The organism is Pseudomonas brassicacearum (genome assembly GCF_918698105.1).
Classification (GTDB): Bacteria; Pseudomonadota; Gammaproteobacteria; order Pseudomonadales; family Pseudomonadaceae; genus Aquipseudomonas; species Aquipseudomonas brassicacearum_F.
Genome location: NZ_CAKKMI010000003.1, coordinates 91,995 through 115,236, shown reverse-complemented (window position 1 = coordinate 115,236; position 23,242 = coordinate 91,995). Strand labels below are relative to the sequence as shown.

Sequence of the window (23,242 nt, the reverse complement as noted above, 5' to 3'; positions counted from 1 at the left end):
ACCTGCGGAAAAGTATCACCTCCCGGGGAGTTTTTTTCAGGCTGTGCCGGATCCCTCAGGCATACAGGCGTTCCAGCGGTATCGCGACGACAGGCAGGGCCGGGTCGAACGCGTGCCGCGTGGTCTTGTAGGGGAACAACTCACCCCGGGCGATGGTGCTGAAAATCCGCGCCACTTCGAAGGCTTTGCCGGTCTGCCAATGGCGCACACACACCCGCGGATCCGCGTAGTCGAGCTGGATGCACGGGACCCGCTTCAAGCCCAATTGCAACGCCGCGTTGAAACGATGATTGCCGTCCATCACGATGCCTCGCGAACGCTCGACGATGATCGGTTCCAGCCAATGCCCGGCGCGGATGATCGACTCTCGCAGCCATTGCACATTGGCCGGATCGACGTGCTCCGATTGCAGCACTTGGCACAGCGGTCGGAGCGCAATCTGATAACTCTGGTGTTCCATGGTGAATCTCCTGGTCGGCAACGGGTTCAGCATGCGTCCGCCTTGGCGGGCACCGCGTAGAGGCTGGCGACGTCCAGCAAGCGCTGGGCGTGTTCGATGAGCGGCAGATCCACCATCTCACCGTCCACCTGCACCGCATGGGAGCCGCTGGCCACGGCACGCATCACGCGGTCGGCCCAGGCCAGTTGACCCGCATTGGGCAGGAAGGCCCGCTGGACCGTATTCAATTGCGCGGGATGGATACACAGCTTGGCGCCAAAGCCCAGGGACCTTGCGTAATGCGCATCATGATTGACCATCGCCAGGTCGTTGATGGCCGGTGTCACACCATCGATCGGCGCAGGCAAACCGGCCGTGCGCGACGCCAGCACGATCCGATTGCGGGCGAACAGAAATGCCTCTGGCACCTGGCTGCAGTTGATGTCGAGGGAAAAATCCAGCGAACCGAACGCCAGGCGCGACAGCCCGGCAATGCCGGCAATCGCCTCGACCTGCTGCAAGCCCTTGGCCGTCTCGATGATGGCAACGATCTGCAACGTGGGCTGCCACGCCAACAGCCGCTCGACCACTTGGCACAAGGCCTCGTCGTACTGCGCCTTGGGCAAGAAAATCCCCGCGCAACGCTCGGGATAACGCATGTCTCCCAGCCACGTCAGATCCTGGCGCAGGAAGGTGCTGTCGACGCTGTTCAGGCGGATGTAACGCTGACAAGCGACCCTCGGCACGCTTTCCTGCCAGGCCCAAATGGCCGCGCGGGCTGCAGCTTTGCAGTCGGGATGAACGGCATCCTCGAGGTCGAGAATGATCGCGTCCGGCGCTGCGTCGGCCGCCTTGGCAAACCGCTCGGGTCGATTGCCGGGAACGAACAGGTAGCTGATGGGAAGCGTGGCGATGGTAGGGGGACGTTCAGTTGTCATGGAGCTCTCCTGGGTGCATCAGTGGTGATTGGCGAAAAAATTCATGTACCTCAGGCAGGGAAATCCCGGTCTCGGCTGCGATCTGGGTCAGCGCCCCTTAATTCCTTTTTCATCAAGGCATTAAGGGTTTTTTTTCTGCGCGAGAACGCTCGCAAGCATCGGCGAACAAGCGCTAATGCGCGCTCGTTCAGCGAGTAGTCATTTAATTTTTTGAAAACCTTACTTGATAATCATTCGCGTTAGCAATATGGTTCTAGCCATCGAGCTGAAGCAAGCCAATCAACAAGGGAAGTTTTCGTCATCACAGGAAGTGCATAGCAGTGATGTCATTTGAATGCCGGTCATTGACTGTTCAATACGGACGCTCCATCCGTCGATGGCTGTTGCTCCGCTCTCCGGACAAACCTTAGGGAATGGGTTTCTCATGCCTTGTTTCGTGAAGTACTTATTACGTCCGGCCTGATGAATATCTCTTCAGGCTTCGCTTGGCTTACACCGCCAAACACTGAAATTCGTTACGCCTGAAGACGGAAAATTCACCTCGACAACCGCGATTGTCGAACTATGAAAAATGGCATGTTCGACGCCAGGGGTAACTATGCTTAACGTTTCTGTGCCGACATTTAACAACCGAACCGAAGTGCACCAGCCTACTTTGCTGGCGCCCCTACTCGACCCGGTGATCAGACAATTCATTCAGGGTCATTCACAAAGGCTTATAGAACTCGTTTCACAATATGGATCGCCCCTCAACCTGATATGGCCCCACGCATTCAAAGCCAATACGGCGGCGCTACAGAGCGTGTTGAAAAAATACGAAGTGAATCACGTCATCTTCTATGGCGCCAAAGCCAACAAGTCCCAATGCCTGCTCCACGCGGCAGAGGATTTGGGCATCGGCGTCGATGTGTCGAGCATCCACGAGCTGAATGCCGCCCGGCGCGCCGGCACGCCGGGAGCGCTTTTGTGTGCAACGGGGCCTGCCAAAACGGTCGTTTTCCACCGGGCACTGGTAGAGGCCGGCTCACTGATTTGTGTGGATTCGCTGGAAGAATTCGCTCATCTCCAAGCGCTGGTCAAATCCGCGCCCTCCCCCGTGCAGGCCAGGGTCTTACTGCGATATCGGCCGCAGAGTTGCCTGGCGAGCCGTTTCGGAATGGGCACCGATGACTTGTTGGAGTGCCTGCGACGGTTGACCGAAAAAGACGAACATTTTCACTTCGAAGGCTTTCATTTCCATCTGGGCGGCTACGGGTACGAAACCCGGGTACAGGCCTTCCGCGAAGTCACCGCCTTTGTCGATGCGGCGTGCGAGATGGGCTTGAATCCAAGCATCATCGACATGGGTGGCGGGCTGCCGATTCGTTATGTCGACACCGATACCTATAATAATTTTCTGCAGAACGACAATAAGCCCGGTCATTACTACAGCCATTCGGTGCCCGAGGCGTTTTATCCCTATGGCGGCAGTCTAACAGCCAGTCAGTGGCTGGAGCTTTTCCTGCAAGCCGATCATTCATCCGGCCGCTCCATAGCGAATTACTTAAAGTCACGGAATATCACCTTATCGTTGCAACCCGGCCGAAGCCTGGTGGATCAAGCCGCCATCTCGGTCTTTAGAGTGACCCGCACCAAAAAGCTGGCAAACAACAAAACCGTGATCTTTGTCGAGGGCAGTAGTTTCAGCGCTTGTGAAACCTGGTTCGCCTCTGAATATCTGGTAGACCCCATCTTGATAAGCGCAACGCAATCCCCCGGCAACCCGACTCAAGCCTACATCGCCGGCCATAGTTGCCTGGATGATGACGTCATCAGTTACCGCCTTATCAACTTCGAACATTTACCCCAGCCCGGCGACTTATTGATCTACGCCAATACCGCCGGCTATCAGATGGATTTGCTGGAAAACGAATTCCATCGTCACCCCCTACCCCGTCGATTAATGGCGACTTGTTGTACACAAGGCCACTACGCGTTTTCACCTGACTGCTGAAGGGAGTACTTCACATGATACTTAATAAAGTTTCAGATCTGATCGGCAATACCCCCATGCTGGGCATTGAGATACCCGACACTGATGCCAGGCTGTTGCTCAAGATTGAAAAGAACAACCCCGGCGGCAGCATCAAGGACCGCATGGCGCGGAACATGGTATTGGCTGCGCTCAAGTCCGGACGCTTGAAGCCCGGCGGCGTGGTCGTGGAGTCCTCCTCCGGCAACACTGGCATCGGCCTGGCCATGGCCGCTGTCGAATTCGGCCTGCATTTTATCGCCGTGGTCGACCATCACGCCGCCCAAGACAAGATCGCAGTCATGAAGGCGCTAGGCGCCGACGTCCGATTTGTCGCCGGCCATTATCGCGAGGATGAAGTCGCCGTGGTCGAGCGTCAACGGATGGCTGCCGAACTCGCCGAACAGATCCCGGGAGCGGTGTTCATGAACCAGTCGGACAACGCCGCCAATGCCGGCGGCTACAGCGACTTCGTGCGCGAAACCATTGCCCAGGTGGAAGGCCAGGTCGACGCCTATGTCGGGTGTGTCGGCACCGGCGGCTCGATGACCGGCATCGCACGGGGGCTGAAACTGCATAACCCCGACACCGTGACCGTCGCCGTGGAACCCGCCGGTTCCATTGTCTTTGGTCATCCCGGCTACCCGTACTATCAGTCCGGCACCGGGACGCCTGCCGGCGACACCGTGGGCCTGGTGCTCGACTACAGCTGCATCGACCTGGGCGTCCAGGTCACCGATTCCCAAGCCTTCGAGACCGCCCGCTATATCGCCCGCAACCTGGGGTTGCTGGTAGGCGGCTCTACCGGTGGAGCGATTTTCAAGGCCCTGGAATTCATTCACAAAGGCGTGCTGACCGGCAATGTCGTGGTCCCGATCGCCGATGGCGGCGAGAAGTACCTGCACACCGTGTTCGACGATCAATGGCTGCAAGAGCGCGACTTGCTCGACCCCGGCATCGCCGTGCAATTGGACGGCTGGCTGGGCAAGACCCAATGGCAGGAATCCAGTTCTGCGCCGCTGCAATTGAGCGTCGCATGACCCTCCACCCACACAGGAACGCCCCTTCATGAACGTGCTGAAAGTCGCCATTTGCGGCGGTGGCAGAACCGGCCATCTCAACGCCGTCCTGTTCAAGCAATTGCCTGATGTCCAGGTGTCGCTGCTCACCAGCAACCGGGACATCGTCGACCACCATACCCGCCAAATTCCCATGCAGGCGTTGATGCCAGACGGCTCGATGCTGAGCGCACGGCCGGACCGGGTGACCACCGAGGCAAAAGTCGCCATCGAGGACGCCGACATCGTCATCATCACGGTGCCGGCCCATGCCCGACCGCAGTTCTTGCAAGACATCGCACCGCACCTGAGCACGACCAAGCCGGTGTACGTCGGCGCCATTCCAGGGTTCTGCGGTTTCGACTGGCTGGCCCAAGCCACATTGGCGGATAAACCGAACCTGGTGATCTGGGGCATGAAGGACGTCCCGCACACGGCGTTCGACCTCAAACCCGGACGCTCGGTAAAGATGGGCGGCGGCAAAAGCCAGCTGTATGTGGCCACCCACGCCCGGGAAACCCTGGCGTCGCGCCAACTGCTCCAGCAAATGCTCAGGAGGCTGTACGGCCCATGCGTGACCCTGCTCGACCATTACCTGGAGATCACCCTGACCCCGGGCAATCCGATCATGCACAGCTCGGTGATCTATGGGTTGATCGGCCCTTACGGCCAGTGGCACCGCAAGATCTTCCCGCAACGCCTGTGCTGGTGGACCGAGTGTCCGGAACTAGGCGCCTATTTCCTGGAGCGCATGGATGAAGAAAGCCAGAACCTGTGCGCGGTCATCAGCCAGCGCATGGGCGTCGACCTGTCCTCGGTCAAGTCGTTGAAACAGGAGATCGTCGAGGCCTACGGCGAGCAGATCCGCGACCGCAGCAGCATGCTTTCGATCCTGCGTACCAACCGGGCTTACCACGACATTGTCGCGCCCATGGTGCCGGCCGATGGCAACCGCCCCGGCTATGTAATCGAGCGCCAGAGCCGTGCCTTCAACGAAGACGTCGCCTATGGCCTGGTCCTGCTGGTGGAAATGGCCAAGCGTTTCGAACTGAAAGTCCCCTACATCGAGGAAGTCCTGCAGTGGAGCATTGCCTACATGGAAGGCTTGCGCGACTCGGCGCTGGACTACTTCCCGACCCACTGGCCGCGCTCGGCCTGAACCGGGCTTCACCCTCTTCTTTAATTCATCGACGAGCAGATACCGATATGGATGACTTCAAGACACTGGTCACTTATTCACGCAAAAATGCCATGCGACGCTTGGTTCGCTGCCTGTTTGCCGAGAACATCCTGGACCGTTCGGCCCTGCGCTTTTGCGCGGACGGCAGCGAGGCGACCTACCCGTTGAAAAATACCCGGGCCCAGCTGTTTTTCTCGCGGATCACCCTGGCCCCCGCCGACACCTTGATCAGTGACGGCGACGTGGTCCTGCTGACCGACGAAGGCGTACGCCAAGTCATTCACAGCCATCAGGACTTGCTGGACGTGCTGCGCGACAGTTTTGACTTCGAACCCAGCGACGAAGGTGTCGCCGGACTCAAGTCGGACATGGAAAACAGCCTGATGAACGATGCCCATGCCCGCCAGCATCGCCAGCAATGGAACGCGCGCCTGGCCCAGGCCGCCGAAAGCCACGGGCTCGTCAGCCTGACCGACTACCTGCGCCAACACACCAGCACCAAGGACGCCGCGATTCTTTTGGACCAATGGGGCTCGCTGGAAGGCCATCCGTATTATCCAACCTGGAAATCCCGCCCCGGCCTCAGCGATGCGGAAGTCGAACAACTGTCCCCCGAGTTCAACGCCAAGGTCCCCTTGCGCATAGCCGCATTGCGCGCCGACATGGCCAAAAGTGAAAGCATGCCCCATGTCACCAGCTACCACAGTTGGTTCGCCAGCAACTTTCCGGCGCAATGGGCGCAGTGGACCGCCGCGCTCAATGCCAAGGGCCTGGACGAAAACCACTGGCTGCCACTGCCGATCCATGCCTGGCATCTCCAGGCCTACGTACTCAAGACCTTTGCCGCGGAAATCGAAGCAGGCATCCTGATCACCGAAGGCCCCGACCTCCAGACCCTGCCGACCATGTCCTACCGGACCATGATGCCGGTGCTGGACGAGACCGCGCCGCTGATCAAATTGCCCATCGCCGTGTGGATGACCAGCGAGCTGCGCAGCCTGCAAGCCAAGTCGATCCATATGGGCCCGCGGATCAGTACGGTGATCACGAAAATCCTTGCCGCCGAAAACGGCTTCGACCAGCGCCTGGAAATCTTCCCGGAAGAAATCGGCGTGCGCTACCGCAACGCGATCACCCAGGACGATGCCCCCGGACGACACCTGTCAGTGGTCTATCGCGCCAGCCGAGCGGCTTTCGAACGCAGCGACGATTGCCTGCCGATTACCGTGGCCTCGTTGTTTACCCGCCTGCCCGGCGGCCGCCCGCTGTTTACCGACCTGATCGAGCGCGATGGGGCTCGGGCCGATGCCCAGGGCGTTGAAGATTGGTTCCGACAGTACGCCAGCGTGGTCACCCGCCCAGTGGTCGCGATCTACCTGATGTACGGCATCGGGCTCGAAGCCCATCAGCAAAACACCATGGTGCTGTTTGCCCCCGATGGCAAAGCACGTAGCCTGCTGATCCGCGATTTCGGTGACGGCAGGACCTACGCACCCCTGCTGGAGGAACGCGGGTACACCTTGCAACCTCATGTGCAGCCGGGCATCTTGCCGACCGTGTTCGTGGAAGATATTGAACCAGTGCGCATGTTCGTGCTCGACGCGGCGTTCCTCACCCACCTGCACGAGGTCGCCTTGTGGCTGACGCGGGAGTATGGGCTTGAGGACACGCGATTGTGGCGCGTGCTGCGCGAGGAAACCGAGGTGGCGTTCGAAGCCGTGCGCGAGCGCGTCGCCGCGCCATTGTGGGAGGCCGAACGCCAGGCGTTCATCCAGGACCCGTGGCCGACCCGATCGTTATTGCGCATGCACCTGTTGCAGTACTCCAACTATCGTTTACAGCACACGCTGACCAACCCGCTTGCGAGCGTTTAACCACCGAGGCTGAGTCATGTCCCACGCAGGTGCCTTCCAGGGTTCGAACGTCAGAATCCTGATTTACCTTCTATTCGCAATCCAGCTCATCTCCATGGGCGCGATGGAAATGAGCGGACCGTTCTGGCCGGTCCACCTGCGCGGGCTGACGTCCTCGGAGTCGGTCTTCAGCTTCGCCAGCATCGCCGTGTATGTCGGGCCGATGCTGGGTATCATTCTGACCAGCGCCTTCTGGGGCCGTATCGGTGATCGTTACGGTCATAAGTTGATGATGATCCGCGCCCTGGCGGGCCTGTCATTGACTCAACTCGGGCTGGCGCTGTGCAGCGATATCTGGATCATCCTGGTGCTGCGGTTTTTGCAGGGCGCCTTTGCCGGGTACATCGCCCCGGCCCAGGCCTACGGCGTCAGTATCGAAGCCCCGTCGCGACGGGCGCGGCTGTTCGCGATCCTGCAAATTTCCACCAACGTCGGCTCATTGCTCGGCGCGGTGGTCGGGGGCCTGATCCTCGACTACGCCACCTTCTTCTGGATCAACATCATCGCATCGGCCTTGTGCGCGGTGTGCACGGTGGTGGCCGCCGTAACCCTGCCGGACGTACCGCCGGTGAAGAAACCCACGACCAGCCAGGCCCCGGCGACAACACGCCGTACCGACAGCGTCTGGCAAGGATCGCCATTGCTGTCATTGCTGTGCGTCATGGGCATCCTGCTGTTGGCGCGGATGCTGCCACAGACCTCATTCTCCTTGTATGTGAGCTCGGTATTCGACGTCAGCAATTCGGTGGTCGGCCTGTGCTACGGCTTGCTGGCACTGGGCTTTATCCTCTCGGCCACGGCCTGGTCGCGCTATTTCGAGCACCGTACCCAGAAGGACACCTTGCATCGCATCATCTACATCGTGCTCGGTTGCATCGCCCTGACCGCGCTGGCGGGGGTCACGCGCAATGCCATCGTATTTGTCGTCGTCTACTTCATCTGGGGGGTGCTGCTGGGGGCTACCACGCCGGTGCTGATGGCACTGGTCTCGAAATCCGCCGACAGTGCGCGACAAGGCCAGGTGCTGGGCATTGCCCAGGGCACCGCGCAATTTGCTTCGATCGCGGGCATCTCGGCCGGAGGGTTGCTGAGCCAAGTCTATGGGTTGCAGTACACCTACCTGTTCGTTTGCCTGGCCTATGTGTTGGCACTGATTCCCGTCGTCGCCTTGCGGTACTGGCCCGCGACCCTGCAAGCCAGCCCCGCCCCGCCCGGGGACTGATCAAGGAGTTTCCCTTTGGACATTGAACAACTGCGCGCCGATACGCCCGGTGTCGCGCACCTGATCCATTTCAACAACGCCGGGGCGGCGCTGATGCCTGAACCGGTGATCAAGGCCGTGACCGACCACCTGCAACGGGAGGCGCGCCTCGGTGGTTACGAGGCCGCCGGGCAACAGACCGCGGTGCTGGACAATGTCTACAACAGCATTGGCCGCCTGATCAACGCCAAGCCCGACGAAATCGCGGTGATCGAAAACGCCACCCGCGCCTGGGACATGGCTTTCTATTCGCTGCCGCTGCGGCCCGGCGATGTGGTCCTGACCTCCACCACCGAATACGCCGGCAACTACATTCCCTACCTGCAACTGAAAAAACGCCGGGGTATCGAGTTGCGGATCATCCCCAACGATGAGCACGGCCAGGTGTCGTTGCCGGCCCTCAGGACGCTGCTGGAGGATGATCGCGTCGCCTTGGTGTCCTTGCCAGTGATTGCCACCAACGGCGGACCGGTCCAACCCGTCGAACAGATCGGTACCCTGGCACGGGCCGCCGGGGTGCTGTTTCTGCTCGATGCCTGCCAAGGGGTCGGACAAATGCCGATCGATGTGAAACGCATCGGCTGCCACATGCTCGCCGCGACCAGCCGCAAGTACCTGCGTGGCCCCAGGGGCATGGGCTTTCTCTATGTCGAAAAGGCCCTGTGCCAGAACCTGGAGCCGGTTTTTCTCGACCTGCATGCCGCCACGCTGCAAACGCCTGACACGTTCTGTCTGCGTGACGATGCCAAGCGCTTCGAAAACTGGGAATGCAACGTGGCGGCCAAGCTGGGGCTCGGCGCGGCGGTAGACTACGCACTGGCCCAGGGCATCGAGCCGATATGGCAGCGCATCCAACACCTGGCCGGCCATTTGCGCGAACGCCTGGCGGCGATTCCAGCGATCACACTTCAAGACAAGGGCCCGCTCCAGTCCGGCATCGTGACCTTCACGCACCGACACCACAGCGCGACACAGGTCCAGCAATGGCTGGCAGGCCAGGCCAAACGGATCAACGTCAGCACATCGACATCACGTTCGACGCTGCTCGACATGCAGCAGCGCGACTTGCTGGAAGTCAGCCGCGCCTCCGTACACGTCTACAATACCGAAGCTGAAATCGACACCCTGGTGACCGCGCTGATGCACCTGCCGCGCACCTGAGGAGATGGTTCAGGGCTTTGCTCAAAAAACGGTGCGAGCTTGCTCGCGATGGCGGCAGTGCAGTCAACATCCTTGCAAGCCGACAAACCGTTATCGCGAGCAAGCCCGCTCCCACAGAGGTTTTGGGGTGTATGCGGTGTCTGTGAACAACTCAGAAAAACTGTGGGAGCGAGCCTGCTCGCGATGGCGCGGGCACAGTCAACATCCCTGCAAGCTGACCCACCGCTATCGCGAGCAGGCTCGCTCCCACAAGGGGCGCGCGCTGTGCCTGAAAAATCCAAGTCAACCGCAGATCAGAAATGTGGGAGCGAGCTTGCTCGCGAAGGCGTCGGCACCGTCAACATCCCTGCAAGCTGACCCACCGCTTTCGCGAGCAAGCCCCCCACAGTCGAACGCCGCTTGCGTCGCGGGCAAGTTGTCCTTTAGCATTGGTAATACTTCTCAATTGCAAAAAAACTGCAGCCATGAGCGAAACCCTGCGCGCGAACAACGACCATCATCTGCGTGTGATCGAAGCGCTGTACGCCGGCCATCACGGTTGGCTGTACAACACGCTGAAGAAAAAGCTGGGCAACGCCATGGATGCAGCGGACCTGGCCCAAGACACCTTCACGCGCATTCTCGCCTCCCAAGTCACGGCCATTGACCAGCCCCGGGCCTACCTGAGCTGCGTGGCCAAGGGCATTCTCATCAACTGGTATCAGCGCAAGGCCTTGGAACGGGCCTACCTGGAGGCGCTCGCGCATTTGCCGGCCCAGGAAGTGCCATCCCCTGAATTGCGCTTCCTGGTGCTGGAAACCCTGCACGAAATCGACGCCATGCTCGACACCCTCCCGGCGCCGGTCAAGCGAGCATTCCTGCTGTCGCAGATCGGCGGCCTGAAATACGACCACATCGCCCAACAGCTCAACGTCTCGCTGATCACGGTCAAGCGCTACATGAAGCAGGCGTTCGTGCAATGCTTGATGCTGGTGGAATGAATGCTCACTCGTCGCCGTGAGCCGCCGCTCGATCCCAAGGTTCTCGAAGAAGCCGCCGATTGGTTGATGCGCTTGAGCGAACGCGACCTCAGCGACACCGAGCGTGCCGAATGGGAATGCTGGAAAGTCAGCAGCCCCGAGCGCGGCCGTGCCTGGTCCCGCGCGCAGTTGTTGCAAAACAAGCTCGGCGGCTTGCCACGATCATTGGCGATGTCGGCACTGGATCGCCCGAGCAGCCCCGAACGGCGCGCGACCCTCGGCAAACTGGCGTTGCTGCTGGCAGTCGTTCCCGCCGGTTGGGGCAGCTGGAAACTGGCGCAATCGCAGCAATGGTCCGCCAACTACCGCACCGCCGTTGGCGAGCGTCGCGAGTTGAGCTTGGCCGACGGGTCTCACATCACCCTCAACACCGGCACGGCCATCGACGCCCTGTTCGACACCCAGCAGCGACTCATCCATGTGCGCGAAGGGGAAATCCTTGTCCAGACCGCGCCGGATGTTTCACCGGTGGCCCGCCCCTTCCTCGTCAGTACCCGCGAGGGTCGGATGCAGGCCCTGGGCACGCGGTTCACCGTGCGCCAACTGCCATCGCGCACGCACCTGGCGGTACTCGAAGGCGCGGTGCGGATTGAATTGGCCGGGGCTCACCAGGCCGCGCCGCTGATCGTCAACGCTGGACAGCGCACCGACTTTTCGCCCCAAGCCTTCAGCCAATTGACCCCAACAGATCGCAACGTCGGCGCATGGGCCCAAGGCATGCTGATGGCCGACAGAATGCGCCTGGCGGATTTCGTCGCCGAACTGGCGCGCTACCGCCGGGGCTTCGTACGTTGCGACCCGGCCATCGCCGAGCTGCGGGTTTCCGGGGCGTTTCCTATCAGCGACACCCAGCGCACGCTCAACATGCTGGTTCAAACCTACCCGGTTCTCGTCACCGGCCACTTGAACGGTTACTGGGTGACGCTCACCCCCGCCTGATCACACAAAATATTTGCTGCTCATCTGATACTTTTTTTGATCTCGACTGGCAAAAAAAGGAATAACCATTTCATGTCGTCCATTAGGGTCATCCATCCATGCTCGTTGCACGGCCCCTGCGTCCGGATCGTCCGTCCAAGCCTGTCATGCGCAGTGTGCTGTTGAGCCTTGCCTTGAGCATGGTCACTGGGTCGTTCGCCTTCGCCGCCGTGCCCGCGCAACTGGAAGCCGTCGCCCCCCGCGCCTATGACATCGCCCCGGGGCCGCTCGGCCCTGCCCTGTCGAGTTTTGCGGTGACCGCCGGCATTGCCTTGTCGTTCCAGCCGTCAATCACTGAGGGCCTGGTCAGCCCGGGACTCTCGGGCACTTATCCAGCAACGCAAGCACTCACACACCTGCTGGCCGACAGCGGTGTGGAGATGGTTGCCCGCGACGATGGCAGCTACACACTGGTGCTGCGCCAGGTGTCGCTGCCGGAGATCAACGTCGATGCCGCCGGCAGACGCAGCACCGGCCTGCCGCCCACCGGCTCCAGCGGTCAGGTCGCCCGCGGTGCGCGCCTCGGCCTGCTGGGCAACGCCGATGTGATGGATGCGCCGTTCAGCATCAGCAGCTACACCTCGACGATGATCAAGGATCAGCAGGCGGTCACCGTGGGCGACTTGCTGGAGCGCGACGCTTCGGTGCGCTCCACTGGCCAGGCGGGCGGCATCGTCGACTCGTTCTTCGTCCGTGGTTTTCCGCTGGGAGAAGGCAATCTCGGTGAATTGGCGTTCGACGGTGTGTATGGCGTGGCGTCCAATTACCGGGTGTTCACCGATTACGCCGAGCGCATCGAACTGGTCAAGGGCCCCGCCGCCCTGCTGTATGGCATGTCGCCCAACAGCGCCGTGGGCGGTGTGATCAACGTGGTCCCCAAGCGCGCCCTCGACGAGGACCTGACCCGGTTCACCAGCCGCTACGCCAGCGACTCGCAACTGGGGGGCCACCTCGACCTCAGTCGGCGCTTTGGTGAAGAGCGCCGGTTCGGGATCAGGCTCAACGGTAGCCTGCAGCAGGGTGACACGGCCATCGACAAGCAGTCCCGAGACGTCGGTACCGGCGCCATGTCCCTGGATTACCAAGGGGATCGCCTGCGCATGACCCTGGACCTGATCAGCCAGGATGAACAGTTCGACGCCGCCTCACGCCCTTTCAGGATCGACCCTGGCGTGCAAATTCCCTCGGCCGCCAACGGACGGACCAGTGTCAGCCAGGACTGGGGCCGCTCCCGAGCCCGGGACAAATCGGCGTTGCTGAGTGGCGAGTACGACCTCAGCGATCAGTTGACCCTGTTTGCCCACGCCGGCGGCGGGAAATCGGAGGTCGAGCGCATGTCCGACCAGACCCCGACCATCATCAACGCGACCGGCGACACGTCATCGGTTCCCGGTTATTACAAGTTCAAAGTCCAGCGCTATACCGTCGATGCCGGCGCGCGCCTGGGCTTCGACACCGGGCCGGTAAGCCACCGCGCGGTGCTGCAAGTCAGCCGTTATCGCGACGAATTGTCCCGGGGCATCGTTTCCGGCCCCGCCATCCTCTCGAACATCTATCATCCGGTTGACCGGCCCCGGCCCGACCTCGCCGAGCCCCAAACATCGAAAGTCTCCGAAAGCGAACTGTCGGGCATCGCCCTGGCCGATACCTTGTCGATGCTCGATGAGCGCCTGCAAGTCACCCTCGGGCTGCGTCGGCAAAACGTCCAGTCGGACAACTACGACACCACCGTTGCCACCCCGTCCTACGACAAGAGCAAAACCACGCCCCTGTTCGGTATCGTCGCCAAGCCCTGGGATCACGTCGCGCTGTACTACAACTACATCGAAGGCCTGAGCAAAGGCGACATCGCGCCGTCCGCCGCCACCAACGCCGAAGCGGTTTTCTCCCCCTACATCTCTCGCCAGCAAGAGATCGGGGTCAAGGTCGACTACGACCGTTTCATGGCCACGCTGGCGCTGTTCCAGATCAAGAAGCCCAGCGGTGAATTGTCGTCCGGGGTGTTTACGGTCCAGGCCCAACAACGCAACCGTGGCGTGGAACTGAACCTGTCCGGCGAGGTTACCCGGGGCACGCGCCTGCTCGGTGGCGTGACGCTGCTCGATGGGGAGCTGACCCGCACCAGCGTGGCCGCCAACCGCGGCAACACACCGGTGGGCGTCCCCAAGGTCCAGGCCAACCTCTGGGCCGAGTGGGACACCCCGGGTATCGAAGGGCTGACGCTGACCAGCGGCGCGATCTACACCGCCCGCCAGTACGTCGACCAGGCCAACACCCAGGCACTGGATGCCTGGACCCGCTTCGATGCCGGCGCCCGCTATGCCACGCGCATTGCCGAGCGACCCACGACCTTTCGCGCCACGGTGCAAAACGTGTTCGACCGCGCCTATTGGTCGGGGGTCGCGTCCTATGGTGCGTTTTCCCAAGGCGCGCCGCGCACGCTGCTGTTATCCGCCACCGTTGATTTCTGAAACCTGCGGGCCAGGGTGGCGGTTTGCGCCGTTGCCCGGTCCGGCTTTTGTAAAGGCATGAACCATGGTTACCGTTTTTCGTCACCCTCATACCCTCGTCGCGCTGCTGTTCGCCGGGCTGCTCGGCGCATCGTTTCTTTCGCTGACGCCCCGCAACGCCCTGGCTGCCGAGGCGGACCCGGCCCTGGGCAGGGTGACGGACCTGCTCGGGCGCCAGGTCAAGGTCCACCTTCCCGTTCGACGGGTGATTCTCGGCGAAGGTCGCCAGTTGTATCTGGTCGCGGCGCTGGACACACAAAACCCCATCGAACGCATCGTCGGTTGGCGCAAGGACCTGATCCAGTCCGATCCGGACACCTACGACGCCTACCTGCGCAAATTTCCCGACATCGCCAAGATCCCGACCTTCGGCGGGTTCGAGGACGGCACCTTTGACATCGAGCAGGCGATTTCCCAGCGTCCGGACGTGATCATCCTCAATATCGAAGCCCAACACGCCACCGAGGATGCGCGCTACATCGAGAAGCTCGACGCCTTGGGCATCCCGGTGGTCTACGTCGACTTTCGCAACAACCCGATGCAGAACACCGAGCCGACCATGCGTTTGTTCGGCCAGTTGTTCGGCAAGCAAGCCCGTGCCGAGGCGTTCATCGATTTTCGCAACCAACAGATTCAGCGGGTCACCGACGTCATTGAAGCGCGCCACCCTGCCCGGCCAAAGGTCTTCATCGAGCGCATCGGCGGCTACACCGATGATTGCTGCCTGAGCTTCGGCAACGAGAATTTCGGCCTGTTCGTCGAAATGGCCGGTGGCGACAACATCGCCAAGGGCATCATCCCCACCACGTTCGGCCAGTTGAATGCCGAGCAAGTGGTGGTCGCCAACCCGGCGCAGGTGGTGGTCACCAGTGCCAACTGGGAAGCCTTTGCCCCCGGCGGCCATTGGGTCGGCGTCGGTCCGGGGGCGGACATGGCCCAAGCCAGGCGAAAACTGGCGTGGTACACCCAGCGACCGGCCTATGCCGGTATCAAGGCCCAGGACGACCAGGCTTTCCACGCCATTTGGCACCAGTTCTACAACAGCCCCTATCAGTTCGTGGCCATCCAGCAATTGGCAAAATGGTTTCACCCGACGTTGTTTGCCGACCTGGACCCGGATGCCTCGTTCCGCCAATTGCACGAGCAGTTCCTGCCGGTGCCTTATGAGCCGGGTTACGCCGTCAGCCTGCGCCAGGCCGAGGACAAGCCATGACTTCGCTGAACGAAACCCTGGTGGTTCAACGTGACACGTACCGGCGCCTGGTACTGCGCAAGCGGCTTATCCTCGGCGGGCTCGCGCTGTTGCTGATCTGCAGCGTCCTGCTGGACCTGGCCCTCGGGCCGGCACGCTACAGCCTCGACGAAGTGCTCGGCGCGCTGTTTTCACCGGACAGCGCATCGCCCCAGGTCCGCGTGGTGATGTGGGACATCCGCCTGCCCGTGGCGCTGATGGCAGTTGCGGTCGGCGCCGCGTTGTCGCTGGCCGGCGCGCAGATGCAGACGATCCTCAACAACCCGTTGGCCAGCCCGTTCACCCTGGGCATTTCCGCCGCCGCCAGTTTCGGTGCGGCCATGGGGCTGGCGTTTGGCGTGGCCTTGTTCCCGTTGGCGGCACAGTACATGGTGCCGGTGAACGCGTTCATCATGGCCATGTTGTCGGCATTGCTGATCCACTTCCTGAGCCTGCGCCGCGGTGTCAGCGCCGAGACCATCGTGCTGCTCGGCATCGCGCTGGTGTTCACCTTCAACGCGTTATTGGCGCTGGTGCAATTCTTCGCCACCGAACAAGCCGTGGCCGCCGTGGTGTTCTGGACGATGGGCAGCCTGACCAAAGCCACCTGGCCCAAGCTCGGGGTGATCTGCCTGGTGATCCTGGTCACCCTGCCGATTTTCGCCCGGCGCGCCTGGGCCTTGACCGCACTGCGGCTGGGGGACGACAAGGCCGCGAGTTTCGGCATCAACGTGCGCAGCCTGCGCTTCCAGACGCTGATCATGGTCAGCCTGCTCGCCTCGTTCCCGGTGGCGTTTGTCGGCACCATCGGTTTCATCGGGTTGGTCGGCCCGCACATCGCGCGAATGCTGATCGGTGAAGACCAACGGTTCTTCCTGCCAGCGTCTCTGCTGACCGGTGCATTGATTCTGTCCGCCAGTTCGGTGATCAGCAAAACCCTGATCCCCGGCGCCATTTTCCCCATCGGCGTGGTGACGTCGCTGATCGGCGTGCCCTTCTTCATATCCTTGATTCTCGGCGGGAAGAAAAACTCATGGTAACGATCCAGCTGGAGAATCTCGGTGCCCGCTACGGCCAGCGCACGGTCATTCACGGCGTGACCACGGCAGCCTTTGTCGGCGGCCAGGTGGTGGCCGTGGTCGGCCCCAACGCGGCGGGCAAATCCACCTTGTTCAAGCGCATGGCCGGGTTGATCGACGGCCCCGGGCAGGTGTTCTTGGAGGGCTCGAAAAAGGGGCCGCAGGGCATCAGCTACATGCCCCAGGGCTTGAACACCAGCGCCCGGTTGACGGTGTACGAATCGGTCCTGCTGGCACGCAAACAACTCACGCCGGGCTGGGTCGTCCATGACGATGAACTGAAGCTGGTGGACGACATTCTCGCCGCGCTGGGCATTACCGAATTGTCATTCCGTAACCTCGGTGAGCTCAGCGGCGGGCAGCAGCAACTGGTGTCGATCGCCCAGACCCTGGTGCGCGAACCGGAAATCCTGCTCATGGATGAACCGACCAGCGCCCTGGACATGCATCGGCAAGTCCAGGTGCTGAATTTCATGCGGGCCCTTGCGCGCGAACGCCAGGTCATTGTGTTCATCGCCATCCATGACTTGAACCAGGCGCTGCGCTTTGCCGACCAGGTGCTGGTCATCGCCGACGGCACCGCCCAGGGTAGCGGCCCGAGCTCCGAGGTGATTACCGAGTCGATGCTTCGCCAAGTCTACAAGGTCAAGGCGCGGATCGAGCAGTGCAGCCGGGGCGAGCGCCACATCCTGATCGACGATATCGTTTGAGCGCTCAGTAGGCATCGATGTTGGATGTGCTGCCGTCATCGCGAGCAAGCTCGCTCCCACAATGGATCTGAGGCGGCCCTTGATCCTGCGACCACCGCCAATCCCTTGTGGGAGCTGAGCTTGCTCGCGATAGCGGTGGGTCAGGCTGCGTTGAAGTTGAATGGGCCGCTGTCATCGCGAGCAAGCTTGGCTCCCACAATGGATCTGAGGCGGCCCTTGATCCTGCGACCACCGCCAATCCCTTGTGGGAGCTGAGCTTGCTCGCGATAGCGGTGGGTCAGACTGCGTTGAAGTTGAATGGCCGCTGTCATCGCGAGCAAGCTCGCTCCCACCCACATTGGCTTTTGGGTTGGGTGCGAGCGCTAGGCCAAAGCGTCAGCCGTCGCGCACAGCGCCCTACCAAAGCGCAATGTCGTAGGTGAAGTAGATCCGGTTGCTGTCACGGCCACGGGAAAAGTCCGAGCGATAGACGTAGTTGCGCAGCTTCACCCCCAGCCCCTTGAACGTACCCTGCTGCACCACGTAGGCGATCTCTGCGTCACGCTCCCACTCTTTGACGGTGGTATTGGACTTGCCGTCGTTGCCGCTCAGGTAGCGGGTGGAAAATGTCAGGCCGGGCACACCGAGGCGAGCGAAGTCGTAGCCGTAACCGAGCATCCAGGTCTTCTCGTCTTCCTCGATGAACTTGCCGATCCCGACGTTGCTGAAGGAGTACACCGTGGCGCCGCTGACATAAGGCAGGCCCGCCTCGCCGCTGAGGGTTTGATAGCCGGCGCTTAGCGTGTGGCCGACAACGGCGTAGGACAGCAGCCCACTGAGCATGTCGTTGTCGATCTTGCCGCCATAGGCCGAGCCCGAATCGACACTGTTGAAGTAGCGCAGGTCGCTGGTCAGTACCCCGGCGCCCAAGGGCAGATCATGCTGGATACCGGCAAAATCCTGTCGATAGAAATTCTCCAGCTCGCCATGGAAGTAGCTCAGGCGGATGTTTTTGCCCAACTTGTAGTCAGCACCGGCATAGCTGAAGTCACCGGACTTATCGCCGCCGTAGCCATCGGGCACGATGGGCATGCTGTCGCTCGAATCGCGCAGCTTGAAACGCTCCAGATGCCCGCCGGTGATGGTCAGGTTGTCGATGTCAGTGCTGCTGATCTGGGTGCCCTGGTAAGTCTGGGGCAACAGCCGCGCATCGTTGTAGACCAGCACCGGAGTCTTGGGCAGCAAGGTGCCGTATTTGAGCGTGGTCTTGGCCACCCTGGCCTTGGCGGTCATGCCCGCGCTGGCAAACTCGTCGGCGGCGCGACCGTCGTCATGCACCGGTAGCAGGCCGGTGCCGCTGCGGCCGCGCCCGGAGTCGAGCTTGACCCCGAGCAGGCCCAGGGCATCGACCCCGAAGCCGATGGTGCCCGGCGTAAAGCCCGATTGGTAATCCAGCAAGAAGCCCTGGGCCCATTCGGTGCGCTCACTCTTGGCGGTCCTCGCCGCCCGTGCGCTCATCCCGTGCTCGTCGCGGAAATTTTCGTTGAAGTAGACGTTGCGCAATTGCAGCTTGAGTTTGCTGTCGTCGATAAAGCCTTCGGCGCTGGCCGTGGCCAGGGGCAACAGCCCAAGGATCGGAAACAAAGCCCCGCGGGTAAGCAAAGTGGTCATGTCGAGCTACTCGTTGTTGTTATTGGGCGTGCAGGCCGGCACACCCCCACTTGCGGGGGCGTGTCAGGCAAGAAGCTAAGGTTGGTGAATCAGGAAAACAGCGTCAGCGCCCCGGTCAGCAGGGCCAGTGCGGTAATCACCAGGGACGTGAGCACCGCCCATTTGACGGTGGCTTTCTGGAAGTCGCCCAGGTCACGGTCGACCATGCCCACCAGCAACAAGGTCGAGGCCACCAGCGGGCTCATCAGGTGCACCGGCTGGCCGAGGATGGACGCCCGGGCAATTTCGACCGGATCAATGCCATAGGCGGCAGCGGCATTGGCCAGGATCGGCACGACACCGAAGTAGTAGGCATCGTTGGACAGTACGAAGGTCAGCGGCATGCTGGTAATCGCCACCACCAGCGGGAACAGATGCCCCCAGGAAGGTGGAATCCAGTCGACCAGGGTCTGTGCCAACGCATCGACCATTTTCGTCCCGGAAAAAATCCCGGCGAAGATGCCCGCGGCAAACACCAGCAGGACCACGGTCATGGCGTTGCCCGAGTGGGCGAGAATGCGTTCCTTCTGAATGTCCAGCTGCGGATAGTTGATCATCAGCGCCAGGACGAAACCAATCAGGAACAGGATCGCCGAATGCATGAGCCCCATCACCAGCGCGACCATCACCGCGACCACCAGCAACAGGTTGACGTAGGCCAGTTTCGGACGCTTGTGCGGCGTGTTCTCGATGATCGCGTTGATGTAGCAGTCTCCGCCACCGCTTTGCAGCTGGACGTTGCCGATGCGCTTGCGCTCGGCACGACCCAGCAGGAACGCGGTGAACACCACCCACATCGCACCGCCGATCATGGTCGGCAGCAAGGGCACGAAATACTCACCGGCATCCAGGCCCAATGCCGCGATGGCCCTGGTCGCCGGACCGCCCCAAGGGGTCATGCCGCTCATGATGCTCAAGGAGAGCATGGAAACCGTCGCCAGGATCATCGGGTTCATGCCGATGCGCTTGTACAGCGGCAACATCGCGGCACAGGTGATCATGTAAGTCGTCGTGCCGTCACCGTCCAGCGCCACCAACAGCGACAACAGCGCCGTGCCCACGGCGATTTTCATCGGGTCGCCATTGACCCGCTTGAGGATCTTGCGGATCAGCGGGTCGAACAGACCGGCGTCGATCATCAGGCCGAAAAACAGGATCGCGAACAGCAACAGTGCCGCCGACGGCGCGACCATTTTCAGGCCGTCCAACATCATCTTGCCGGTGGTCCCGCCAAAGCCGCCGAGCACCGCAAAGACGATGGGCACCACCGTCAGGGCGACGATCGGTGACAGCCGTTTGGTCATTATCAGGAAGGTAAAGACCACCACCATGGCCAAGCCAAGTAAAGCGAGCATATGTCAGATCTCTTGTTGTTATGAGTAGCTTGGCAGACACCCAGGCGCACGCCCTCCCACCCGCCAGGCAACACGCGGAAGGTGTGCCTGGCGCAGCGCTATTGAGTGAGCTTACGCGGTGCTGTCAAGTCAGCCGTGAGCGACTAGATGTGTTTGGCGACCTTCGTGTCGTCCCAGCGCGAGTCCGTTGCCGGGGTCTGCGTCAGGGCGGGTTGGCCATCCAGGGTCCGCAACAGGACTTCGCGGTCACAGGCATTCTCCGAGAGGGAGATCACCACGGTCGCGACGGCGTTGCTCGCCAGGCTGGTCAACGCCCGCGCTTCGGACATGAACCGGTCGATCCCGATCAACAGGGCCAGGCCCGCCAGGGGAATGTCGTGGATGACCGTCAGGGTCGAGGCCAGGGCGACGAATCCGCTGCCGGTCACACCCGCGGCACCCTTTGACGACAGCAGCATGATCGCCAGCATGGTGATGACCTGGGTCAGCGTCAGGTCGATGTTGCAGGCCTGGGCAATGAATATGGCCGCCAGCGACAGGTAGATCGCCGTGCCGTCGAGGTTGAACGAGTACCCGGTGGGCAGCACCAGCCCCACGACGCCTTTCTTGCAACCCAGGGCCTGGAGCTTTTCCAGCATCCGCGGCATTACCGGTTCGGTCGAGGACGTCCCCAGTACCACCAGGAATTCTTCACGCAGATAACGCAACAGCTTCCATAGGCTGAAGCCGTGCGCGCGGCAAATGCTGCCCAGCACCACGAAGACGAAGAAGGCGCAGGCGATATACAAGGTCATGATCAGCTTGGCCAGCGAACCCAGCGACGTGATCCCGTACTGCCCCACCGTGAAGGCCAAGGCCCCGAAAGCGCCGATCGGAGCGAAGCGCATCAGGTAGGAGAAAATCTTGAAGACCATGTGCGAGGCTGATTCCAGGACCTCCAGCACCGGCTTGCCGCGCTCGCCCAAGGACGACAGGGCAAAACCGCAGAGCACTGCGATAAACAGCACCGGCAGCACCTCGCCTTTATTGAAGGCGCCGATGAAGGTGTCGGGAATGATGTGCATGAAGAAGTCCACCACGCTCAGTTTTGCGGCGGATTCGGTGTACTGCGACAGCCCTTGGGTGCTCAACTGCGTCGGATCGATGTTCATGCCCGCACCGGGCTTGAACAGGTAGACCGACACCAGGCCGATGATCAGGCTGATCACTGTCAGCGCCAGGAACAACAGCATGGTCTTGCTCAACAAACGCCCCAGCGAACGTTTGTCGCTCATGCCGGCGATGCCAGTGACAATGGTGCAGAACACCACCGGCGCAATCATCATCTTGATCAGTTTGATGAAGGCATCGCCCAGCGGCTTCAGGGCAATTGCCTGTTGCGACCAGAAATGCCCGACGACCACGCCCAGCAGCACGGCGCAGATGATCTGGAAGTAGAGCGACTTAACAACTTTCATGGCATCACCCATTTTTTAGAATTGTTCTGATGCAAACGACCCTGGTTGCCTGGGCTATCCGGCCAGCCGTTGGGACGCCGTGGCGTAGACGTAACCTGAGAACAGTCGGCGTGCGGTACGTACGACCGAAGCCCGAATGGTCTCACCCTTTTCACCGGTGTAGGACAGTACGACATCGATACCGCCGCTTGGGTGCTCAATCCGAACCTGTTGCAAGCGCGGCTCGCTGACGGTGCCAAGCAACTGTGCGACGACGCTGCCTTCGGTCACACAGGCAGTGGCCAAGCCGATGGAGCCGGTGATCGCCAGGGCGCGGTGACAGTTGTGCGGCATGAAATAACGCACCTGGACCGTCCCGCCAGACTTGGCTGGCGACACCAGCACCGGCTTGGGAATGACCTTGTCACTGACATCGCCCAAGCCCATGGCCAGGCCGGCTTTCAGGCGCAGGGACTCCAGGCGTTGCAGGAAGGCTTTATCGGCGTCCAGTTCAGCGGGGCTTTCATCGCCACGCTTGCCAAGCTGACTGGCCTGAACGATCACCATCGGCATCGCCATGTCGATGCAGGTCACCGGGATGCCGTCGATCAGGTCCTGGGTTTGCCCGGTCGGGAAGAGTTTCCCCGTCTTGCTGCCCGCCGCATCGAGAAAAGTCAGTTGCACCGGAGCCGCTGTGCCAGGCACGCCATCAATGGCGGTGTCGCCTTCATAGCTGACCTTGCCTTCCGGGGTTTGCACTTCGGAATTCACGAAGGTACCGGTATTGAGGTTGCGAATACGCACCCGGGTCAGGTCGCCGGAAGGCTTGACCAGCCCCTGTTCGATGGCGAACGGGCCGACCGCGCAGAGCATGTTGCCGCAATTGGGGGCGGTATCGACCCGGCGCTGGGAAACCATGACCTGGACGAACAAATAATCGACATCCGCATCAGGGTGCAGCGATGGGCTGACGATCGCCACTTTGCTGGTCTGTGGGCTGCCGCCACCGATGCCGTCGATTTCCAGCTCGTGGCCGGAGCCCATCAGGTTGAGCAGCAGCTCGTCACGTTCGGCGATGGCGAGCGGCAGATCCCAGGCGAGAAATACCGGGCCTTTGGACGTACCACCGCGCATTAGCACACAAGGAATTCGCTGCATGTTCACTAACTCTTGTTGATCAATCTGGATAATTGATGCTCTGGAAACAAGAGTGGCAGGGTTTGAAAAGTGATTCCAATGCAAAGATCAGAGCGATTATTGCGTTTCACAAATGA

At 61.3% G+C, this 23,242-nt stretch carries 18 protein-coding genes; 12 read left to right on the top strand and 6 right to left on the bottom strand.

Going from position 1 to position 23,242, the window contains the following annotated elements:
• Positions 1 to 55: 55 nt before the first annotated feature.
• Positions 56 to 460: a ParB N-terminal domain-containing protein gene (locus LQ215_RS02390; RefSeq protein ID WP_230147251.1), complete on the bottom strand. Its 405-nt coding sequence runs from the start codon at positions 458 to 460 to the stop codon at positions 56 to 58.
• A 26-nt stretch (positions 461 to 486) separates the two neighbouring features.
• Positions 487 to 1,377 (bottom strand): HpcH/HpaI aldolase/citrate lyase family protein, encoded by an 891-nt coding sequence (locus LQ215_RS02385; RefSeq protein ID WP_230147250.1) that lies wholly within the window; start codon positions 1,375 to 1,377, stop codon positions 487 to 489.
• 598 nt (positions 1,378 to 1,975) lie between these two features.
• On the opposite strand from LQ215_RS02385, the gene LQ215_RS02380 reads away from it, so the two are divergent.
• The 12 genes from LQ215_RS02380 (at position 1,976) to LQ215_RS02325 (ending at position 17,488) form a co-directional block, all read left to right on the top strand.
• The gene (locus LQ215_RS02380) at positions 1,976 to 3,370 is read left to right on the top strand and encodes an alanine racemase (RefSeq protein WP_230147249.1); all 1,395 of its coding nucleotides are present in this window, start codon (positions 1,976 to 1,978) and stop codon (positions 3,368 to 3,370) included.
• 14 nt (positions 3,371 to 3,384) lie between these two features.
• Positions 3,385 to 4,428: a PLP-dependent cysteine synthase family protein gene (locus LQ215_RS02375; RefSeq protein ID WP_230147248.1), complete on the top strand. Its 1,044-nt coding sequence runs from the start codon at positions 3,385 to 3,387 to the stop codon at positions 4,426 to 4,428.
• Between the two features lie 28 nt (positions 4,429 to 4,456).
• Positions 4,457 to 5,605: an NAD/NADP octopine/nopaline dehydrogenase family protein gene (locus tag LQ215_RS02370; protein WP_230147247.1), complete on the top strand. Its 1,149-nt coding sequence runs from the start codon at positions 4,457 to 4,459 to the stop codon at positions 5,603 to 5,605.
• Positions 5,606 to 5,697: 92 nt separating this feature from the next.
• Positions 5,698 to 7,500, top strand: coding sequence for an IucA/IucC family protein (locus LQ215_RS02365; protein ID WP_230147246.1), 1,803 nt, complete (start codon positions 5,698 to 5,700; stop codon positions 7,498 to 7,500).
• 16 nt (positions 7,501 to 7,516) lie between these two features.
• Positions 7,517 to 8,761, top strand: a complete 1,245-nt coding sequence (locus tag LQ215_RS02360) for an MFS transporter (protein WP_230147245.1) — start codon at positions 7,517 to 7,519, stop codon at positions 8,759 to 8,761.
• 15 nt (positions 8,762 to 8,776) lie between these two features.
• The gene (locus LQ215_RS02355) at positions 8,777 to 9,961 is read left to right on the top strand and encodes an aminotransferase class V-fold PLP-dependent enzyme (protein ID WP_230147244.1); all 1,185 of its coding nucleotides are present in this window, start codon (positions 8,777 to 8,779) and stop codon (positions 9,959 to 9,961) included.
• 464 nt (positions 9,962 to 10,425) lie between these two features.
• On the top strand, positions 10,426 to 10,941 hold the full coding sequence (locus LQ215_RS02350) for a sigma-70 family RNA polymerase sigma factor (protein ID WP_230147243.1): 516 nt from the start codon (positions 10,426 to 10,428) through the stop codon (positions 10,939 to 10,941).
• Positions 10,942 to 11,919 (top strand): FecR domain-containing protein, encoded by a 978-nt coding sequence (locus LQ215_RS02345; protein ID WP_230147242.1) that lies wholly within the window; start codon positions 10,942 to 10,944, stop codon positions 11,917 to 11,919.
• A gap of 98 nt (positions 11,920 to 12,017) precedes the next feature.
• The gene (locus tag LQ215_RS02340; RefSeq protein WP_230147241.1) at positions 12,018 to 14,429 is read left to right on the top strand and encodes a TonB-dependent receptor; all 2,412 of its coding nucleotides are present in this window, start codon (positions 12,018 to 12,020) and stop codon (positions 14,427 to 14,429) included.
• A 64-nt stretch (positions 14,430 to 14,493) separates the two neighbouring features.
• Positions 14,494 to 15,681, top strand: a complete 1,188-nt coding sequence (locus LQ215_RS02335; RefSeq protein WP_230147240.1) for an ABC transporter substrate-binding protein — start codon at positions 14,494 to 14,496, stop codon at positions 15,679 to 15,681.
• A complete protein-coding gene (locus LQ215_RS02330; RefSeq protein WP_230147239.1) occupies positions 15,678 to 16,739 on the top strand; it encodes a FecCD family ABC transporter permease in 1,062 nt (353 codons plus the stop codon). Before LQ215_RS02335 ends, LQ215_RS02330 begins: the two co-directional genes overlap by 4 nt.
• The gene (locus LQ215_RS02325) at positions 16,733 to 17,488 is read left to right on the top strand and encodes an ABC transporter ATP-binding protein (RefSeq protein WP_230147238.1); all 756 of its coding nucleotides are present in this window, start codon (positions 16,733 to 16,735) and stop codon (positions 17,486 to 17,488) included. The genes LQ215_RS02330 and LQ215_RS02325 overlap by 7 nt, the downstream gene beginning before the upstream one ends.
• A 396-nt stretch (positions 17,489 to 17,884) precedes the next feature.
• Here the strand turns inward: LQ215_RS02325 and LQ215_RS02320 are convergent, their stop codons facing one another.
• The 4 genes from LQ215_RS02320 to LQ215_RS02305 all read right to left on the bottom strand — a co-directional run bounded on the left by LQ215_RS02320 (position 17,885) and on the right by LQ215_RS02305 (position 23,126).
• Positions 17,885 to 19,138 (bottom strand): OprD family porin, encoded by a 1,254-nt coding sequence (locus LQ215_RS02320; RefSeq protein WP_230147237.1) that lies wholly within the window; start codon positions 19,136 to 19,138, stop codon positions 17,885 to 17,887.
• A gap of 89 nt (positions 19,139 to 19,227) precedes the next feature.
• Positions 19,228 to 20,532, bottom strand: coding sequence for a CitMHS family transporter (locus LQ215_RS02315; RefSeq protein ID WP_003200714.1), 1,305 nt, complete (start codon positions 20,530 to 20,532; stop codon positions 19,228 to 19,230).
• Positions 20,533 to 20,675: 143 nt separating this feature from the next.
• Positions 20,676 to 22,001, bottom strand: a complete 1,326-nt coding sequence (locus LQ215_RS02310; protein WP_230147236.1) for a dicarboxylate/amino acid:cation symporter — start codon at positions 21,999 to 22,001, stop codon at positions 20,676 to 20,678.
• Between the two features lie 42 nt (positions 22,002 to 22,043).
• Positions 22,044 to 23,126 (bottom strand): 4-oxalomesaconate tautomerase, encoded by a 1,083-nt coding sequence (locus LQ215_RS02305; protein ID WP_230147235.1) that lies wholly within the window; start codon positions 23,124 to 23,126, stop codon positions 22,044 to 22,046.
• Positions 23,127 to 23,242: the final 116 nt, after the last annotated feature.